General features: G+C 48.3%; 29 protein-coding genes and 1 pseudogene. 22 read left to right on the top strand and 8 right to left on the bottom strand.

Going from position 1 to position 17626, the window contains the following annotated elements:
• Positions 1-103 precede the first annotated feature (103 nt).
• The 5 genes from IBT46_RS19395 to IBT46_RS19380 form a co-directional block, all read right to left on the bottom strand.
• Complete coding sequence (locus tag IBT46_RS19395; protein WP_200546990.1) at positions 104-391, bottom strand: DNA breaking-rejoining protein; 288 nt, start codon at positions 389-391, stop codon at positions 104-106.
• Positions 392-477: 86 nt separating this feature from the next.
• A complete protein-coding gene (locus IBT46_RS27365; protein WP_234480201.1) occupies positions 478-636 on the bottom strand; it encodes a YdaE family protein in 159 nt (52 codons plus the stop codon).
• Positions 637-646: 10 nt separating this feature from the next.
• Entirely contained in the window at positions 647-832 is a 186-nt protein-coding gene (locus IBT46_RS19390) for a DUF1482 family protein (protein WP_200546989.1), read from the bottom strand.
• On the bottom strand, positions 832-1026 hold the full coding sequence (locus tag IBT46_RS19385) for a hypothetical protein (protein ID WP_200546988.1): 195 nt from the start codon (positions 1024-1026) through the stop codon (positions 832-834). Before IBT46_RS19385 ends, IBT46_RS19390 begins: the two co-directional genes overlap by 1 nt.
• A 442-nt stretch (positions 1027-1468) precedes the next feature.
• Positions 1469-1939 (bottom strand): helix-turn-helix domain-containing protein, encoded by a 471-nt coding sequence (locus tag IBT46_RS19380; protein ID WP_200546987.1) that lies wholly within the window; start codon positions 1937-1939, stop codon positions 1469-1471.
• Between the two features lie 13 nt (positions 1940-1952).
• Here IBT46_RS19380 and IBT46_RS19375 point away from each other — a divergent pair, with 13 nt between their 5' ends.
• From IBT46_RS19375 to IBT46_RS19330, 10 genes are all read left to right on the top strand, one after another.
• Complete coding sequence (locus tag IBT46_RS19375; protein ID WP_200546986.1) at positions 1953-2177, top strand: YdaS family helix-turn-helix protein; 225 nt, start codon at positions 1953-1955, stop codon at positions 2175-2177.
• Between the two features lie 2 nt (positions 2178-2179).
• Positions 2180-2773, top strand: coding sequence for a toxin YdaT domain-containing protein (locus tag IBT46_RS19370; protein ID WP_200546985.1), 594 nt, complete (start codon positions 2180-2182; stop codon positions 2771-2773).
• Positions 2774-2836: 63 nt separating this feature from the next.
• Positions 2837-3628, top strand: a complete 792-nt coding sequence (locus IBT46_RS19365) for a hypothetical protein (protein ID WP_200546984.1) — start codon at positions 2837-2839, stop codon at positions 3626-3628.
• 69 nt (positions 3629-3697) lie between these two features.
• Complete coding sequence (locus tag IBT46_RS19360) at positions 3698-4588, top strand: hypothetical protein (protein WP_200546983.1); 891 nt, start codon at positions 3698-3700, stop codon at positions 4586-4588.
• Between the two features lie 2 nt (positions 4589-4590).
• On the top strand, positions 4591-5364 hold the full coding sequence (locus IBT46_RS19355; protein WP_200546982.1) for an ATP-binding protein: 774 nt from the start codon (positions 4591-4593) through the stop codon (positions 5362-5364).
• Positions 5321-5941, top strand: coding sequence for a hypothetical protein (locus IBT46_RS19350; protein ID WP_200547006.1), 621 nt, complete (start codon positions 5321-5323; stop codon positions 5939-5941). The genes IBT46_RS19355 and IBT46_RS19350 overlap by 44 nt, the downstream gene beginning before the upstream one ends.
• The gene (locus tag IBT46_RS19345) at positions 5938-6168 is read left to right on the top strand and encodes a hypothetical protein (RefSeq protein WP_200546981.1); all 231 of its coding nucleotides are present in this window, start codon (positions 5938-5940) and stop codon (positions 6166-6168) included. The genes IBT46_RS19350 and IBT46_RS19345 overlap by 4 nt, the downstream gene beginning before the upstream one ends.
• Positions 6165-6845 (top strand): hypothetical protein, encoded by a 681-nt coding sequence (locus IBT46_RS19340; RefSeq protein WP_200546980.1) that lies wholly within the window; start codon positions 6165-6167, stop codon positions 6843-6845. The genes IBT46_RS19345 and IBT46_RS19340 overlap by 4 nt, the downstream gene beginning before the upstream one ends.
• Entirely contained in the window at positions 6842-7375 is a 534-nt protein-coding gene (locus IBT46_RS19335; protein WP_200546979.1) for a hypothetical protein, read from the top strand. Before IBT46_RS19340 ends, IBT46_RS19335 begins: the two co-directional genes overlap by 4 nt.
• The gene (locus IBT46_RS19330; RefSeq protein ID WP_200547005.1) at positions 7368-7538 is read left to right on the top strand and encodes a hypothetical protein; all 171 of its coding nucleotides are present in this window, start codon (positions 7368-7370) and stop codon (positions 7536-7538) included. Before IBT46_RS19335 ends, IBT46_RS19330 begins: the two co-directional genes overlap by 8 nt.
• Positions 7539-7647: 109 nt before the next feature.
• Here the strand turns inward: IBT46_RS19330 and IBT46_RS19325 are convergent, their stop codons facing one another.
• Together IBT46_RS19325 and kwaA are read right to left on the bottom strand one after the other, a co-directional pair.
• A complete protein-coding gene (locus tag IBT46_RS19325) occupies positions 7648-8625 on the bottom strand; it encodes a Kiwa anti-phage protein KwaB-like domain-containing protein (RefSeq protein WP_200546978.1) in 978 nt (325 codons plus the stop codon).
• A gap of 13 nt (positions 8626-8638) precedes the next feature.
• Positions 8639-9232: an anti-phage protein KwaA gene (gene kwaA, locus IBT46_RS19320; protein WP_200546977.1), complete on the bottom strand. Its 594-nt coding sequence runs from the start codon at positions 9230-9232 to the stop codon at positions 8639-8641.
• A 445-nt stretch (positions 9233-9677) separates the two neighbouring features.
• On the opposite strand from kwaA, the gene IBT46_RS19315 reads away from it, so the two are divergent.
• From IBT46_RS19315 to IBT46_RS19260, 12 genes and pseudogenes are all read left to right on the top strand, one after another.
• The gene (locus IBT46_RS19315) at positions 9678-9947 is read left to right on the top strand and encodes a hypothetical protein (protein WP_200546976.1); all 270 of its coding nucleotides are present in this window, start codon (positions 9678-9680) and stop codon (positions 9945-9947) included.
• 487 nt (positions 9948-10434) lie between these two features.
• Positions 10435-11037, top strand: coding sequence for a DUF1367 family protein (locus tag IBT46_RS19310; RefSeq protein WP_200546975.1), 603 nt, complete (start codon positions 10435-10437; stop codon positions 11035-11037).
• Positions 11037-11243 (top strand): hypothetical protein, encoded by a 207-nt coding sequence (locus IBT46_RS19305; protein WP_200546974.1) that lies wholly within the window; start codon positions 11037-11039, stop codon positions 11241-11243. Before IBT46_RS19310 ends, IBT46_RS19305 begins: the two co-directional genes overlap by 1 nt.
• A 2-nt stretch (positions 11244-11245) precedes the next feature.
• Entirely contained in the window at positions 11246-11668 is a 423-nt protein-coding gene (locus tag IBT46_RS19300) for a hypothetical protein (protein ID WP_370569500.1), read from the top strand.
• A complete protein-coding gene (locus IBT46_RS19295; RefSeq protein ID WP_200547002.1) occupies positions 11665-12294 on the top strand; it encodes a recombination protein NinG in 630 nt (209 codons plus the stop codon). Before IBT46_RS19300 ends, IBT46_RS19295 begins: the two co-directional genes overlap by 4 nt.
• Positions 12291-12979: pseudogene (locus IBT46_RS19290) on the top strand (bacteriophage antitermination protein Q). Before IBT46_RS19295 ends, IBT46_RS19290 begins: the two are co-directional and overlap by 4 nt.
• 397 nt (positions 12980-13376) lie before the next feature.
• Positions 13377-13715, top strand: a complete 339-nt coding sequence (locus tag IBT46_RS19285; RefSeq protein ID WP_200546973.1) for a phage holin, lambda family — start codon at positions 13377-13379, stop codon at positions 13713-13715.
• A gap of 2 nt (positions 13716-13717) precedes the next feature.
• Positions 13718-14344, top strand: coding sequence for a glycoside hydrolase family 19 protein (locus IBT46_RS19280; protein WP_200546972.1), 627 nt, complete (start codon positions 13718-13720; stop codon positions 14342-14344).
• An 8-nt stretch (positions 14345-14352) separates the two neighbouring features.
• On the top strand, positions 14353-14529 hold the full coding sequence (locus tag IBT46_RS19275) for a hypothetical protein (protein WP_200546971.1): 177 nt from the start codon (positions 14353-14355) through the stop codon (positions 14527-14529).
• A gap of 115 nt (positions 14530-14644) precedes the next feature.
• Positions 14645-14977, top strand: coding sequence for a TonB family protein (locus IBT46_RS19270; protein ID WP_200546970.1), 333 nt, complete (start codon positions 14645-14647; stop codon positions 14975-14977).
• Between the two features lie 292 nt (positions 14978-15269).
• Complete coding sequence (locus IBT46_RS19265; RefSeq protein WP_200546969.1) at positions 15270-15512, top strand: DUF2560 family protein; 243 nt, start codon at positions 15270-15272, stop codon at positions 15510-15512.
• Between the two features lie 114 nt (positions 15513-15626).
• Positions 15627-16631: a terminase small subunit gene (locus tag IBT46_RS19260; RefSeq protein ID WP_200546968.1), complete on the top strand. Its 1005-nt coding sequence runs from the start codon at positions 15627-15629 to the stop codon at positions 16629-16631.
• Positions 16632-16720: 89 nt separating this feature from the next.
• Here the strand turns inward: IBT46_RS19260 and IBT46_RS19255 are convergent, their stop codons facing one another.
• Entirely contained in the window at positions 16721-17572 is an 852-nt protein-coding gene (locus IBT46_RS19255) for an HNH endonuclease (protein WP_200546967.1), read from the bottom strand.
• Positions 17573-17626 lie beyond the last annotated feature (54 nt).

Raw genomic sequence — 17626 nt, 5'->3', positions numbered from 1 at the left:
TCGTATAGAATGGAGGTGCCGTAAAGGCACCTGATATGTCAGGTAGTCCGGTGTGCTTTGGTCGGCTGAGCCGGACTGTGAGGCCTGCCTTGTGCAGGCCTTTTTAATGGATGGCTTGGAAAATCTTTTCTGAGTAATCGAGTTTGTAGCTGCGGTAACTGCCAAAGCCTGCGCTTTCGCAATCAGTTATTTTCGCGGCCAGCAAGCCGATAGCTTTGATAGCACAGTGGGTACAATGAAAATTGCCCAGCAAATAACAACCGTCGAGAACTACCGTTGGTTTGCCGGATTCAGTTGCATGAATCACGCCGGAAACTTTTTTATTACAGTTGAAAAAAGCGAGCTCTTTGTTAACTACTTGAAGTTCAAATTCCACTTCTAAGATTTCCATAAAGCATTCCTTTTGGTGTATTTAGGGTGTGATAATCTACGCCAAATTAATGGCGATTTATTTAATTCAAATTCTGTAGGTGCTAATTAACCTTCGTGAGCCATCTGATCGTAGCCAGCGCAATCCTTTGAGCAGTATTCCTTTTCTTTTCTCGCCAATTGCGAACCATGGCGATACAGAAGGGTGCTTTTAACTACTTGTTCAGGCTTAACTGGTTTGCCGCAGTAACAACATTTTATTTCCATTCCTCAACCTTTAATTATTTGCTGGCATTTCACCATTACGAACTATCCCTTCAACTGGATAGCATTCTCCATCAACTTTTTGTTCAACAGCTGCAGCGCGACATTCCTGCTCATTATCATAAACATCGACGACAACTTCCTGATAATCACCGTTGGTCATAGCGATTGTTAATACGAGAGCAAATAACGTGTTCATTAATGTGTTCCCGCCGGGACCAGTTTTGGATCAATTTGCGGTGAGGCATATGACCGGCGGATATTGCGTAAATTTCCCTGCGGCTCGTGCCAGTAGATCCCCTCTTTGTAATCGAATGAAACCAACCAGGCTGCGCCGGTCCGTTTGTTACGCATTGGTGCTGCGCGACCACTATTTGGTACTGGATTAGCCATAGATAACCTCCGTAAATAGCTGTATGACCAGAATCCAAAAAAAGCCCCCTAAAACTGCCGAAATGATCAGGGCTCTGATGCCTTTTTCACTCATTTCAACCTCAGCCATTACGTGGCCAGCGGAACGTTAAAAACCTACTGCGCGTTGATATCTCCACCTCATCCCGGTCTTCATATGCGCCGGGCCGCTACTTCGTGGGCGTCCTGCCTGGGTGGTGTGTTGCGATGGGGTAAGTAAAACACTGCTTTACTTTTAAGTCAAGCATGAGATGACTCAGAGGTAAAGTTATGCTGTACCATCTTGGGTGTCAGTTATTTAGTACCGGGAAGATTGGTAGTTTGAGTTCGTGCGCGTTTGTGACGTGGGGGAGAGGCAATAAAAAACCCGGCACGGTGGCCGGGTTGATCGGGAATACTTAATGTTATCTAAGCTGGTCTGGCATCAATGGTCTTCATCGGCCTTAACGCGGCGATTCATATACTTCGCATAAAGGACATCCAGCTCCTTCAGACGCAAAGAGAATATTCGCAACATGTTTTGCTGCTCATCTTCTGGTAACTGCCGATAAAGCTCAAGAAGGCGCTGCTCATCTGGCTTTAGACCATTGCTTTCATCAACCTCTTCACCAAGCAACCACGGAACAGATACACCGGCAGCATCGGCCAGAGCCAAGGCAGACTCCTTACTGATCCTTCCCGTTTTGAACCAGCCACTAACCGCTTGCTTGCTGACACCGGAAATTTTGGCCATTTCGGTTTTCGAAAAGCCCTTGGCGTTGAGTTCTGTAAGCCTGCTAATCAGGTTTTTTATCGGTTTGTTTTCGCTCATACCAGCATTGTAAATGTTTGCTTTACTTTCTGATAGGCATGCACTGGTTGACTCTATAGTAAATTGATGCTTTACTTCGGGCATCTAAGGAGGTCCTATGACTGGTATTGAAAACGCTATCCGTAAATTTGGTTCAGCAAGCTCACTTGGTTCGGTACTCGGTGTATCAAAAATGGCTGTTTCTTTGTGGCGAAAAAATGGAGTACCCGCCGATCGAGTTTTATCTATTTTCAACGCAACCGGAGTAACACCACACGAACTTCGCCCGGATCTGTATCCGAACCCGACCGATGGGTTGCCAAAATCTGAAGTGAGGGCGTAACCGTGCATCATTTACAACAGGATACCGGAGGTTGCCCCGCGCAGCTGATAAACCGGTATCAGCATAAAAGCGGTATTTCTCACGAAGCGATCTGCTCAGCTGTCCGGGCATGGTCCTCTGCGATCGATAACCAAGACGTTGTTGCCGGCATCATTGTCGATGAGTGGGAGCGGCAGGGTGGCACCGGGTTGGATTTCCCCGACGATCTTAGCCGCAGGCGGCAGAAGCTGTTCCGCTGGCTCGACGGCGATACGAATTATTCCCGTGAAAATATCAGGAAATTAGTCCCGGCAATCCTGGCTGTTCTGCCGCTGGATTTCCGCATCCGCCTGGTACCGCAGGACGATGATTTATCGCGCCTGGCATCCGCTATCAAAGAATGCTCGGAGGCTGAGCAGGCAGTAATGCTGAACGCGCCGGAGCACCAGAAATTGAAGGAGATTAGCGAGGGCATAGCGTCTCTGTTTTGGCTGATGCCTGAGCATGCTGACGAACTGATGGCCATCATCATTCCAATGCTGGGCTTGAGTATTGCGGGAGATAAAAAAGGCGAAAGCCGGACTGCGCTAACAGTACCGACTTTCTGTGCGAAATGACTGGATCAATTCACAGGGGAATTATGAACACGATTCTAACCAATTTCAATAACGGGGGCGCACGTGGCTAAAAACTCTATCGACGCGTACGGCGCCAGCGGCAAAACCAACGTTCTGATGTTTGAACCAGAAAAACTTCACCTCGTTGATGATCCGACGCATCCGATCTATGACGAGCGAATTCACCTGCCACTGAGTGAAGCAATCGTGCTGAACATCATGGATCAGGGCGTGCTGGAGCCAATTATCGTCTGGAAAGACCCGGAAACAGGTTTATCTTGCGTAGTCGATGGCCGACAGCGCGTGCGTCATACGCTGGAGGCAAACAGACGCCTGGCGAAAGAAGGGAAGGAGCCACTTTTGGTTCCTGCAGTTACCCGGCGTGGCTCTGCTAACCGTATGTCGCAGGTGATGGTTAGCGCAAACGAAATCCGCCAGGCAGATACACCGCTTGGCCGGGCTAAAAAAATGTCATCCATGCTTGAACGAAATCACGACGAGCAGGACCTGGCTTTAATTTTCGGCTGCAGCGTAAAAACGGTCCAGGCGACATTGTCTCTATTGGACTGCACTCAGGCTGTGCAGGATGCTGTGGAAGCCAGTCAAATCACCGTAACTCAGGCTCGACAGCTGGGTGAACTCCCGCCGCAACAGCAGCGCGATAAGGTTTTGGAATTGCAGAAGGCTGGGGAAGGCGCGACGGGCCATGAAAAAGCCCGCCGACAACGTCAGGTGATGGGAACTGACAAGCCCCGACTCAAAACACGCAGGGAAATCACGAACGCCTTAGCAGATGCCACTGGCAATTATGCTGCGGCTTTACGCTGGGTGCTTGGTGAAGAGTTAAAGCAATAGGTGTAACGCCAAAACATATATTCACGTAATTAAAGGGTAACGCTATCAGCGTTACAAAATGGTTTCCTTATGGCTTCAAACTGGATAAAGGTCGAAGTAATTACGCCTGATAAGCCGGAAATATTTAAGTTGGCTGAAATCCTGAATATCGATCCTGATGCTGTTTTGGGGAAAGCCATCCGTTTTTGGGTTTGGGCTGACCAGCAAACGATAGACGGTAACGCCAATAACGTTGCAAGAAATGAAAAATGTAACGCGAGCAGCGTTACAGATGGCGAACAAGTGAAACGCAGGAGTAATCCAGTGGTAATCACAAAAAGCGCGATCGACCGTATTTGTTTTATGGCGGGCTTTTCTGATGCGTTAATTCAGGTTGGCTGGCTATCTGAGGTTGATGGCGTTCTGGTGCTTCCTAACTTTGACAGGCATAACGGGGAAAGCTCTAAAAAACGGGCACTTACAAATAAGCGCGTTTCAAAATCTCGGCTTGTTAATCGTAATAGTAACGCTGGCAACGTTACTGATAATGAAAAGAGTAACGCTGGTAGCGTTACAGGTGGCGTTACAAACGCGTTACCAGAGGAAGAGGAAGATGAAGATATAAAAGAATTAAAAGATCCCCCTAAATCCCCAAAGGGGAGTGGGAGAAATAAATTCGAACCGATGGATGCGGAATTGCCTGAATGGCTTTCTCGGGAAATTTGGAGCGAGTGGGTTGAATTCAGACGGCAATTGAGAAAACCGATAAAAACCCCGAAAGGGATTTCTGAGTCGATTAACCGGCTGGCTGAATTTTTTCAACAGGGATATCCGCCAGAGCAGGTTATTCGTCAGAGCATTGCAAACGAGTGGCAGGGATTATTTCTGCCCAAAGACGGCCTGCTAGGCCGAAGCGGAGTCCGGGATGTGAACTCAATTTCACCACCGGACAGTGATATTCCACCTGGATTCAGGGGGTAGCGATGAAAAGCAACGTTGAAACCAGCAGCGCGCTGGAGCGTTTGAAGAAGCTCATGCCATCCGGTAGCGCACAGATTCAGCCGTTGTATCGAAATGCGGCGGAGTGGCGTTTGTGGCAAGAATCTGAGGCCAGAAAACATGCTGACCAATTGAGACAGCAGAACCAGAAAACCCGGGCAGAAAATATTGTTGGCCGTTCCGGAATCCAGGAACTGCACCGGAACTGCACGTTCGCAAGCTATCAGGTCAGCAACGATGGCCAGCGGCATGCGATCTCAAATGCCAAAAGCTACGCGCAGAATTTCGGCAGCGGCTTTGCCAGCTTTGTGTTTAGCGGAACCCCTGGTACCGGGAAAAACCATCTGGCGGCGGCCATAGGAAATTATCTGATGACTAAGGGGCGGTCGGTTTTGATCGTCAGTGTACCGGACCTGATGTTACGCATCCGCGCCTGTTACGACGCTGGGAAATCCGAATCTTCGTTACTGGACGAACTGAGCCGGGTCGACTTACTGGTGCTTGATGAGGTCGGTATCCAGCGCAACAACACGAATGAAAAAGTGATTCTGAACCAGATTATCGATCGCCGCCTGTCCGGCATGCGCCCGGTCGGAGTTCTGACGAATCAAAACCACGCAGAACTCTGCGGCACCCTGGGTGAGCGGGTCATGGACCGGCTGCAGATGGATGGCGGTATGTGGGTGAATTTCAACTGGGACAGTTACAGAAAAAATGTCGATCACAGGCAAATGGCAAACCGAAATTTCACTCGCTGAGAAACGAAATCATTTTGCTGACTGCGGTCGGCGGGAGAGAGAAATGGGCATTAAGCGTTATGTACATGCAGAAAGTTGGGGAACTTCGATCCTCACTGAGGAACCGCAGGGCGACGTAGTTAAATTCGAAGACCACGCCGCAGAGGTTGCGCAGCTGAATGAGCAGGTGCGGGCGCTGGCGGCGGAGAATGCCAACATGCGCAGCCTCATCGACTCGGTCACTAACCGGGATAACGAACCTCAGTTCCACAAAGAAGGCATGGGCTGCGGCCTTGAAGATAGGGGGATTACCGACAGATACGAAGCCATGTGGCACGGTTGGGAGTGTGCGATGGAGCGTATTTATGGTGAGGTTATCCCACGCTCCGAGGAACTCGATTTCCCAGCCACCGACGCCATTCTGCGCGAAGTGGGTGCGCGGGCGATTGAGGGGTTTATCGGTAAAACTGCGGGCGAACTGGAAGATGCTGGAGGCGGGTCGGGTGATGGTGACTTTTATGGAGAATACGCTGATCACCTGAAATCAAAGGGTAAAAGTTACGCCGCCCGCATCCGCGCCGGGGAGGTGCAGCCATGACCATCTATCTGGAGTGCATAGAATCAAATGGGGACTGGACTGAGGGCCATGTTTACAAGGCTGATCCTACGGGCGGCGGATTTTATGAGCTATCCGATGATTCAGATGACGATTTTGCATGGTCGGCCGACTCACGTGAAGAGTACAACCGGGAAACGGAAGAATACGACACAGTTTGGTTCCTGCCTGGCATTGAGGGTGTGGCGTTTAAGGAGGTTACCCCATGAAAGAACGCGGAATCATCTTCAACGCCGAAATGTTACGCGCCATTCTTGATGGGCGTAAGACGCAGACGCGGCGGATCATTAAACCGCAGCCTGAATTGACCAAAGGCTCAGGGTTTTCTTGGAATGGTGCCGTATACGGCGCTGGAAGTGATGACGCAGAGACTAACCGGAACTTTGCGCATGTTAAGTGCCCATACGGCCAGCTAGGCGATCGACTGTGGGTGCGTGAAACGTGGCAGGCCATCCATGACTATTGCAATGAAAGCGGTAACGTTGACGAACGCCGATACCCGCGAAGTATTCCGAAGCAGCGCGGTAACTACTGGCATCCAGTCTACGCAGAATCTTGGGGCAATGAATGCCGCGAGGACCGCCAATTTCCATGGCGACCAGCAATCCACATGCCGCGCTGGGCCAGCCGTATAACGCTGGAGATTACCGGCGTTCGGGTGGAACGGTTGAATAGTGTTAGCGAAGAGGATGCCCAGCGTGAAGGCGTTCAGCCATTACAAGGAGGCTACTGGAAGCACTACCAGCCGATTGAGTGGACTCAATTTCAATTGAGCGCGAGAGGCTCATTGGCAACTCTCTGGAATTCGATTTATGGCGATGACAGTTGGTGGGCTAACCTGTGGGTGTGGGTCGTTGAGTTCAAACGAGTGGAGCAGCAGCCATGAAAAATATCACATTGGATAAACTACGCACCCTGGCCGCAGCCGTAGCTGACGCCGAGCAGGGCTCTAAGGCCTGGGATAAAGCCACTGATGCGCTGAGCGCTAAATTCAGCCCGCTCTGCCTGGTGACGCTTATTGACCGGTTGCAGGCGGCACTGCGTGATGCACAGCAGCTTGAGGCTGCAAATATCAGTCTCGATGCTGAATCCTGTAAATTTCGCCAGCGTGCCGAAGCAGCAGAGGCAGAGCTAAAGCGCCGGGATGCGCAGGAGCCTGTAGGTGTTATCAGGGAGAACCCCGATGATATCGGCCTGATTGCAGATTTTGATGTCATGCCACCGGCCGGCACAAATCTCTACGCCGCCACCACTGCCGCAGTTTTGCCGACTGATATCGTAATTACAGCTGAAATCGCCAGAGTGGGAGGATTGGTTTTAAAAGAGTCCGATGGTGAATATCAGGATGATGCGGCACGAAGAGTTTTTAATGCCATGCTCGCAGCTGCGACAACTCCGGGAGGTGGTGATGTCTGAATCACCCCGAGCAATGGACCCATCACTCGAATATGCCAGCAAACGCGTGCAGGAGCTGGAATGCCTCCTGCTGGTGGATGTGCCTGACGTTGTCTGGCCTGCTGAAGTTTCCATTGTGTTCACTCAGGTAGAAAACGCCGGGGATCTCCCGGCGCACCATTAACGAAAATCCCAACATCATATTAAAAACACGCTGAACGAGAATATAACTGAGATGAATTTATGTAGTGCGCTTTATGAAAATTACAATTCACTACTTTGGATAAAGAAAATTATGCTGCTGAGTCTTTTCCAACTGCTAGGAATGGTTCTTGATTTAGTGCAGTGAAAGATGCCTCATTATTTAATAGGCGAATGAAATACAGTTTTTGATTCTGTGATGATAATTCAATCAATCCAGCTTGGTTGAAAATAATATTTCTACCCAAGACTGGGAAGTTTTGTATTAGTGTTTGTATGCTAGCAATGGTTACAGTACCATTTTGTAGCAAAGGGCTGTTTGCGGTAGTTGCGAGCCTACGCATGAAGTTTCTGTTTTTATGCATATCATTAAAGATATCTAGAGGATTCTGCTGATTTGCTACATCCAAAATATTTAATGCGATTATGTGTGGTGTTGCATTTGCTGCAAGATTATTGATTACTTGCTCAAGCCCATAAGCCCTTTCAAGTAGACTGATATTTAATACATAATATTTGTTGTTGAAGTAGAAGAAATCGACGTTACCATTGATGTCAATACTATCATGGCTAACTTCATCCAGCGTCCTTCCGTTAGCTGAGAAATATGATAACCTTGTTTTCTTATGTAACGAAATCGGGTATTTGTGTTGGTAAACAACAACGTTATTTCCTTGCCCGTCGCTAAGATAATAGATAATTCCTTTAACGGAAGAAAGGTTTTGTTGAGAGAAGTCAAAATCTGGTGGTGTGTTATTAACCCCAAAGTTAAGAACATTAGCCATCAGCGCTAATTCTGCGGGGAGATAATTAATTGCTAAATGATCATACTCATGAACCTGCTTGTCTCTATTTAATAGTGAAGATACAAGTGGTAATGCATTTTGTCCGATATTAGGATTAATAACATCCCTGATTAATGACTGGCTGAATGAAACTGTTAACTTGCTTTCAGCACCTGGTTCAAGTGCAACTCTGTATGTGCTAACTTGGCCTTGTGAATCTGAAACGAAATAAGCTTCGCCAGATAAATTAACAGAATTTACTATGTTTTCGATTGCTGTAAACATAAAATCCTCGGTATTAGGTAATTTTTACTAGACATGTATTGTTGTCAAGCTTTATATATTTTACAGTGCTGTTTTCGTCAATTTCTCCATGGCATATTATTACATATTCCTTAGTTCCTCTGTCGTGTATTTTAGCTTTAAAAATTCTAAATCCAAGTAATGCAAGTGAAGGGTTGGAATAAAACCTATTAGTTTTCACATAAATCATCCCTATAGCTACAATCATTATTAATAGGTTCAGCATTGTCCTTTTGCTGTTAACATCAGTGAAAACTAGTGGCATAACATAAGTAGTTAAAAACTCCAGGTGTTCATGGCTTTCATTTTTGACATCGGAAACCGTACAGGCGACAGACCATCCCGACCTAAACGAAAACAATAAATAAAGGAATATGAAGGCTCCGGCCACTATCATTATAAAGCTTGAGATGAAGACTATATTTTTTGGCGTTATTTTAGATAGTAATATCATCGCATTCTTATCATTGAAATAGTTAAATGCTGATGAAAAAAGATTTTTATCATATGACATTATAAATAAAGATATAAACAAAAGCCATAAAGATAATATGTATAATGCATACTTTAAACCGGTTCTGTTTCTCATGATTTACATCTCTGAAATTAGCATCGTTTTATATTGTTGATAATACTCGCTGCGTTAGTTGTAATGCAATAAACGCATATCAGTAATTAACGGATACGAAAAGAGATGGAGAGGGACTCTTGCAAGGATTTTTCTGACACGCTACCGCCACAAACGCACATAAGTGAGCCTGAGTGATGATTAAAACAAAAAGCTATCATTACGATTTTACAATCGTTTGAATATCAAAAGCCAGCACTACATCCCTAGCCACATCTCGGTTGATACTGTTTTAATATACAGTGTTTTCTTTAGTGTTCCAACATCATCTTCCGGGCATGAGTTCGCTGAGGCCCTTGTCGGGGCCAATTTGCCAGAAATGTGCATGGGCAGAGAGGCTGCTTAATGGTGGAGCTATAAAAATCAAACACGACATTTGTCATCAACAAATCACAGGTTTGTAGTCATGCGAATGATAACCAGAAAGAAGCCCGCATTTACCGAACTGCATCAGGCCGGTGTTTTGACCCGCATTGTGGCGGTTAAAAATGCTGACGGAGGAGGCTGGCGGCTGTTCGGAGTATGGCGCGATAGGGATATTGCCGTTTTTGTTGGGGCTGCACGCGGTGGTATCCGGGAGTGGTCCGGGCTGGATTACCTGGCTGGTTTCTGCGAGAGCTGTGGGATCAGTTTGTGGGAAATCCACAACAGGGTTACACCAACGATACCAGAATAAATTTCAATCCCCTCAGCATCTGAGGGGAGTTCGCTAAAACTTCTCAGCCACAAAATTGATAATCTCCATTGAAAATAGGAGGTTGTTGGTTGTACTTCAAATGACCAATCAACTCTCGATATCGTGATTTTTTTCGCAGGCAAGTGATTTTACATTAAGATTACTGTATAAAAATACAGTATTAGAGTTTGCTTCTGGGAGGTAGGGATGCGAAGTGAGAGTGGTGATAGTGATGAGTATTACGACCTTGTTAAACGTTCTACAGGCGAAATTGTCGGTAGCGTCAGGGCTGCTGGCCGCGTTCTGGTTTACACGGCTAGCGGATTGACCTCTATGCGGCCACTACTGGAGGATGAGGGGATTTTTAATCTCAACACAATGACCAGTCTTTTGCATCGCCTCGGCTACCGGGTTATCCCACCTTCTGATAATATGAAATCAACGGCCTGAACAACCGTTAACCTGCTGCGCCACCGGAGAATAAACGATGGCGCAATTGCACTTAATAAAACAGTCCCAAGGCATACTGATCCCTGCAACGCAGGAGACCAGCGATTTTCTGCAATCAAAATGTAAGCTCGGTGCCGTCCTGGAAGCCGACTATAAGCTCGTCCGAAATCCGGCATTTCATCGCCGCTATTTCGCATTACTCAATCTTGGCTTTGAATATTGGGAACCTACCGGCGGGGCGATCTCTTCCAACGAACGCAGGCTGGTAAACGGCTATGCAAAGTTTTTGGCTGCTTATGGCGGGAATGAGTCAGCATTGCTTGATGCGGCAGATCAGTTTCTCGTTCGTATAGCTGAAAAGCGCTCTGGCAGCATCAGCATCAGCATCTGCAAGTCCTTTGACGCCTACCGTGCCTGGGTGATCGTTGAAGCAGGTCACTATGACGCCATACAGTTGCCGGACGGCACGCTGAAAAAACACCCCCGCAGTATTTCGTTCGCAAGCATGGATGAGTCCGAATTCCAGCAACTGTACCAGGCATCACTGGATGTTCTCTGGCGTTGGATTCTTTCCCGTTCGTTTAACAGCCCAATGGAAGTTGAGAACGCAGCAAATCAGCTTTTAAGCTTCGCGGGGTGATGGCGATGAAATATTCCTGGTTTCACCATCATGATTGCTCAACTCCGCAAGCTGATGAGCTGATGGCTAAATATCGCAAGCGGGGCGTAAGGGTCCAACGAAGCTTAAACCCTGATTACATCACCTGGACCGTCAGCGCGCAGCTGGTGGAAGACGAAAAACCACCGCGCCCGGACTCCCGCTGGCGCAACCGGATGTGGGGGTGATTGTGGCCAGAAAAAAAGAAAATTGCATGTTCTGCGGTGAGTCGGCGACCCTTCTATGCGATGGGATAATCGGTTGGGATGCTGACGAAGATGTAAACGGACTCATGCAAAATTGCCGCGGCATGTTTACCTGCGATTCACCAATGTGCCGCGACTGCGCCACATGGCACGGGAATATATTTTTCCGTGGCAAAGCTGGTGGCATGGAAACACGGGATCATTGTCCGATATGTGAAGCTATATACCAAGCTGGTGGGCATATTCGTGTTGCAGAGCACCGGAAAAAATCAGCTATTCCCGAACCCTGCCTGACAAAAGAGCAGGCCAACTTAATTCGCCAGGCGCATTGGGCTGGATATCAAAACCCGCATAAAAATGGACTGAAATTAGAGCAGGGAGGTGGACAGCAATGCCTTCCATTCTGAAAAAGCCATCGCGCCGTAAGTGCAAGGTATGTAACGACTGGTTTCACCCTGCTTACTCTAACGTTGTTTGGTGTAATCCTGAACACGGAGCTATGTATGCACTGAGATTGCGCCAGAAGGAAAAAAAGAAAGCTGAAGCCAGACGGGTGAAAATAAAAAAAGAGAAGGAAAAAGCAGATCGGCAACAATTGCGTGAACGGCGTATTGCCCTGAAAACTAAATCTCAATGGCGAAAAGAAGCACAGGATGCCTTCAATCGTTATGTGCGTCTGCGTGACACCGACAAGCCATGTATCAGCTGTGGACGTCTGCCAGAGCAAAAACTTGGCGGAACTATGGACTGTGGCCATTACCGCACGCGTGGGGCAGCCAGCCATCTGGCATTCAATCTGCACAACACGGCAGCTCAATGCGTTTACTGCAATCGTGACCGTGCTGGCGCGCAAAAGGATTTTGAGCAGGGGTTGATTGTACGCATCGGAGCGGAAGCGGTTGAAGCCCTGAATAACGACAACACATGCCGCACTTTTGATATCCCATACCTGCAACGCATCAAATCGATATTCACTCGCAAAGCCCGCGCACTGGAAAAACGACGCACCCGCCAACAGGAGCATGCTGCATGAACACCCAACACCTGCAGTATTTACGTGAGCAAATCATCGTGGCTACTGCCGATCTGAGTGGAGCAACGAAAGGGCAATTAATGGCCTGGCTGGAGAACGCTCAATTCGACACGAACACCTTCAAAAGAAAAAAGCTGCAAGTAGAGGATGAAGTCACCGGGAAAATGATAACTCTGGATAACCCGCCAATTCCTGGCAAGCAGTCGCACGCTAAAGGCTCACATATACCTCTGGTACAGCCGATAGAGTTTGCGACAGCATCCTGGCGTCGGGCGTTGTTGTCACTCGAAGAACATCAAAAAGCCTGGCTGCTGTGGAGCTATAGCGAAAATATTCGCTGGGAACATCAGGAGACATTCACCCGCTGGGCATGGGAGCAATTCAGCGCAAAGCTTGCTGGCAAACGTATAGCGAAAAAAACGATGACTAAATTGCGGCAACTTATCTGGCTGGCGGCTCAGGATGCGAAAGAAGGGCTTGCAGGGCGCGACACCTATCAGTATGGCGATCTGGCCGCGTTGGTGGGGGTAGAGACAAAGAATTGGTCTAAGACCTTCAAGCGCACTGGGAGGGCATGATAGAAGTATTTGGCAAACTCGATCATGAATCATTGATAGCAGCGTCAAAAACACGTTCGCGGCAAAAGGCGACAAATTCACAGCAAACTATTGCAAAAGTAGATTAAAACCTCTATATTTCGTGTAAATCTGATATGGTCGCCATAACTTTGATTGACGACAAACTTAAAACCTCGCCTCGGCGGGGTTTTGTCGTTTATGCCCTACCAAAAGTCACTTTTTAGCGAAAATATTTTTAGCAAAACAGTAAAGATCACCCGCTATTTGAGAATTTCCATTTTTCATCCTGAGATAATTAATGCGCAGTAATGTTGTTTAATTAACTTTAAAAGGATGGATTCATGAGCAGATTTCTCACAGCTTTGTTTTTGTTTCTTTCTTTAATGACTTTCATTCGCTACTGGATGTAGTCATCAAAACTACCGAGGCCCGCGGTTGCGGGCCTTTCTAATATCCCTTCAATCAACACACAGCGCCCAACCGGTAATCCCGGAGGTGAGAGATATGCGTATGCCTAACAACCCCCACAACTGGGCTGAGTTCAGTGAAATCATTGCCGCGTGGTGGCGCGGAGATACGCCGGTTGGCTCGGTTCTGCTGGCGTTTGTAATGGCTGTTATGCGAATTGCTTACACGGGCGGCGGATGGAAAAAAATGGTGTTAGAGGGACTGCTTTGCGGCGCTCTGACTTTGAGCGTTGCCTCTGGTCTTGAGTATCTGGAACTGTCTCGCTCCCTGTCGATCGCCATTGGCGGTGGTATTGGCTTTATCGGGGTGGAGCAGTTCAGAAAAGTGCTTTTCGCCATTCTGAATACCCGCTTCGGAAATTCTCCAAGGGCTTAACCATGAACCAATCACAATTTCAACGGGCGGCTGGCATCAGCGCCGGGATAGCTGCGCGCTGGTTTACGCACATTGATGCAGCAATGACCGAGTTTGGCATCAACAGTCCAATAGCTAAGGCGATGTTTATCGCTCAGGTTGGCCATGAGTCCAGCGGCTTCAGCGCTACACGCGAGAGCTTCAATTACAGCGTACAGGCTCTGATTGTCACGTTCGTACCAAAGCGCCTTACAAAAGAACAGGCGCTGACGCTGGGCAGGAAGCCGGGTGAAAGCGCTTTACCAGTCGAACAACAGAAAGCCATTGCAAATCTGGTGTACCAGAAGCGATTCGGCAACACCCTGCCGGGTGATGGCTGGAAATATCGCGGCGGTGGACTGATTCAGACCACGTTCCTGGATAATTACCGTACAACCGGCAACGCCATAAAAGTTGACCTCGTCAGCCAGCCGGAACTCCTTGAACTGGAGCAGAACGCTGCCCGCAGTGCTGCATGGTTCTTTGTTTCGAAAGGCTGCATGAACTGGTTGCACAGTATCGAAAACGTAACCCGGATAATTAACGGTGGGACTAACGGTCTTGATGACCGCAAAGCCCGCTTCAAACTGGCAAAAAGCATTCTCGTATAAGGAGTCTTATGAACTACCTGATCAATCGCCTGAAAGAGGCATCAACCTGGCGTGGCATCATTCTCGTTGTCGCAGGTGTATTTGGCTGGCAGATGCCGCCTGGCATTCAGGAAACGGTCATTGCCGGTGGTGTGGCACTGGCTGGTGTGGTTGGGGCAGTAGTGCCTGATAGCGTTAAGAAGTGAGCATCACAAGGCGCATTTGCGAGTGCGCCTGATAATCCAAAAAAATAAAGGCAACGATTTAAAAAGAGGCTAACTTTGCTAGAATGATAAGCATTATCAACAAATGGAAGTTGTTATGAAATTTTTATCAATTCTTCTGCTCTCTTTAATCTTGACCTCCTGCGCTAAGCCCAACGATCCTCAGAAAGAGTACCCCTTACTCATGAAGCAGGTCAGGCCAGATTACCCGATGTATGCTTTCCAAAATCGAATAGAAGGAAACGTGGAGTTTGACTTTGACGTAGATGCGGAAGGTAAGGTGAGCGAAATGCGCATCACTAAATCTGAACCGCAGCACTTGTTTGATGATGCTGTAATAAGAGCGGTATCGCAGTGGCGCTACGAGAAGAACAAACCTGCTAAGGATATGCATATCAATATAAAGTTCACCATAAACCAGAAATACTGATAACAGCCGCCTCCGGGCGGTTTTTTATTGCCATCACAAAGCCCGCCCGCGCTGGCACTGAAAATGATCAAGTGAAGGTTTTGCGGCTGGAACGTGATGTTTAAGCAGTGCGTAGGATTAAGGCATAAAAAAAACCGCGTCAGGGAAGGGGTACAACTCTGACGCGGTACTAACAGAGTAAAGAACGAACCACCTCGGTTCTAAGAATAAGTAATAGCGCTTTCCCCCAGCATTTCCAGTTACCCAAATCCATTTAGCACAAATTATCCAAAACTCATGTGTTGAGGCATATATGACCGAAATTACCACAGAACAAACCAACCAGCTGGAGCTGCTTGCCACGCTGGGTTACGACACTGCAGCAACGAAGGTAGCTGTAGCATTCATCCAGAATGACCCGTTTAAACATCGCCTGTTCATCCAGCAGTACAGTCGCGTTTACTCCGAAAGCGATTTTGTAGCGCGCGCGGTTAAAGCAATGCAGGACTCAGTGGAAGCGCTGGCTGTAATCAATATCACTACAGCGGCAGAATAACCCCCTACACGGGAGCGCACATTACAACAGGCATTCACTGAGTGCCTGTGATAATGCTTGTCATGAGGCCGCCTGAGGGTGGCTTTTTTTGGGCTTTAATAAGTGGAGCAATACATGGCAAAACCGGACTGGGGCGAACTTCAGCAACGGTTCCTGTCCGACAATGCCAAAACTGGCGTATCACCGAAGGAATGGTGTGAAGCGCAGGGACTGAATTACGCTACCGCCCGTCGATACATCAAAAAACCTTCTGCGCAAACTGCGCAAAAACCTGCGCAGAAAAAATTGCGCACTGCGCAAAAAGAAAAGTGCGCAGAAGAGCTGGCGGACGATGATGGCCTGACTGTCCAACAGCGCTCGTTCGTCGCCGAATATCTGAAGGATGGCAACGCAACACAGGCGGCTATCCGCGCGGGATACAGCAAGAAGACTGCTGAGCAAATCGGTTATCAGTTGCTTCAGAAAACTTCAGTTGCGCAGGCCATTGCGCAGCAGCAAAAGGCCTCCATTGTGCGCACGCTTGGCAGCGCTGATGAAGTTCTGGCGCAGATGTGGCAGCTTGCCACGTTCGATGCCAATCAGCTCTCACAGTATCGTCGTGGTGCTTGCCGCTATTGCTGGGGCTTCGGTCATCAGTATCAGTGGCGTGATGCGGTTGAATTCGAAGAAAAACAGCTCGAAGCGGAAGAACGCAAACGCAAAGAACCTTTAGATGTTGGCGGCTACGGCTACGATCACAGGCAACAACCGAATGACAGTTGCCCGCGCTGCAATGGCGATGGCATTGGCCAGCCGTTCTTCGCCGATACGCGCAAGCTGACACCCGATGCTGCGCTGGCTTACTCCGGTGTGAAACTTGGCAAAAATGGCGTTGAGATAACGGCCATAAGCCGTGAGCGCATGTATGAGGCAGTGATGAAACGCCTCGGCCTGGCTGATAGCGAATTTGCGCAGCGGCTGCAGCAGATTGAAATTGAGCGCCGCCAGCTTGAGGTTGAAAAATTACGCAAAGAACTGGCATCAGATTCTGAAGATGACGAACCGTTGCCAGTGGCCATTTCAATTAATGTCGTGAATGCGCGAGTGAGGGAAGAGGATGGCGATAGCACCGACGCTTAATATCCCTCAGGCGCGATTTCTTGCGATGCAACATAAGTTTAAGGCCTACGTCGCCGGGTTTGGTTGCCTGAGAGGAAGTACACTAGTCATTACAGAGTATGGTCCTTTACCCATTCAGGAAATAACGCGACCAATGCGTGTTTTATCCTGGTCGGCTCAGAATAATCGATTTGAGCTCGCTCTAAGTGGTGGAGCGTTCCCAAAAGGTAGGGGGAATCTATACCGAGTTGTGACGCAGCGAGGAGAATTTGTAGCAAGCGGACATCACCGCGTTCTCTGCGCTGACCATAGCTATCGATCCGTGGATAAGCTGGACGAATCTGTGAAGGTATCTGCATTTTCGAAAAACCTTCTGGCGACCAGTTTGGCTTTTGTCCCGAAATCGTTGCACGCAAGTGATCCGCATTCGAATCAAAAACTCGCAGATTATCTGGGGCGTTATGCAGATGAAGCCCGTCGATATGGTCGACGACTTCTGTCGGAAGCAGATAGCGACCAATGCTCTTTTCAGCAACCAGACGGTGCTCCGCAATTACCCCTGTCGCACGGGCTTGTGGATGACCATCAGGAGCTGACACCAGTACATAACCATCCAGATCGACAATGCGGCCACCACGATAACCGTGATTCAGCTCTCCTTCACGGGCACCGCGCGGCAGGCGATCTGCGTTGTGTATGCGTAGGATGTTTTGAACGTGTTTCTCTGAACAGCTTATTTGTGCAGCAATCTCGGCAGATGTGCGCTGTCCATCAGAAAGAGACAGAATCCTGTCTTTTGCACTCTCACGAGGTGCGGGCTTCTTACGCTGCTTCAGCGTCAATCCGTAGCGAAGAATGCAGCGGTAAACATGGCTGCGGTCACATCCAGCAAGACTGGCAACCTCCGTCACATTCCGTTCAGGACTGGCAAGCTGGCAAATTTTCCGGTCAAGAGGCGTCATATTTAAACTCCGTGGTCGAAACCTGCAACATACTGAGTGTAACACGACTGATTG

Source organism: Erwinia sp. S38 (assembly GCF_016624545.1).
In the GTDB taxonomy this organism is placed as follows: domain Bacteria; phylum Pseudomonadota; class Gammaproteobacteria; order Enterobacterales; family Enterobacteriaceae; genus Erwinia; species Erwinia coffeiphila.
Note: the sequence above shows the minus strand (reverse complement) of the source record. Positions and strands in the feature narration are given on the sequence as shown.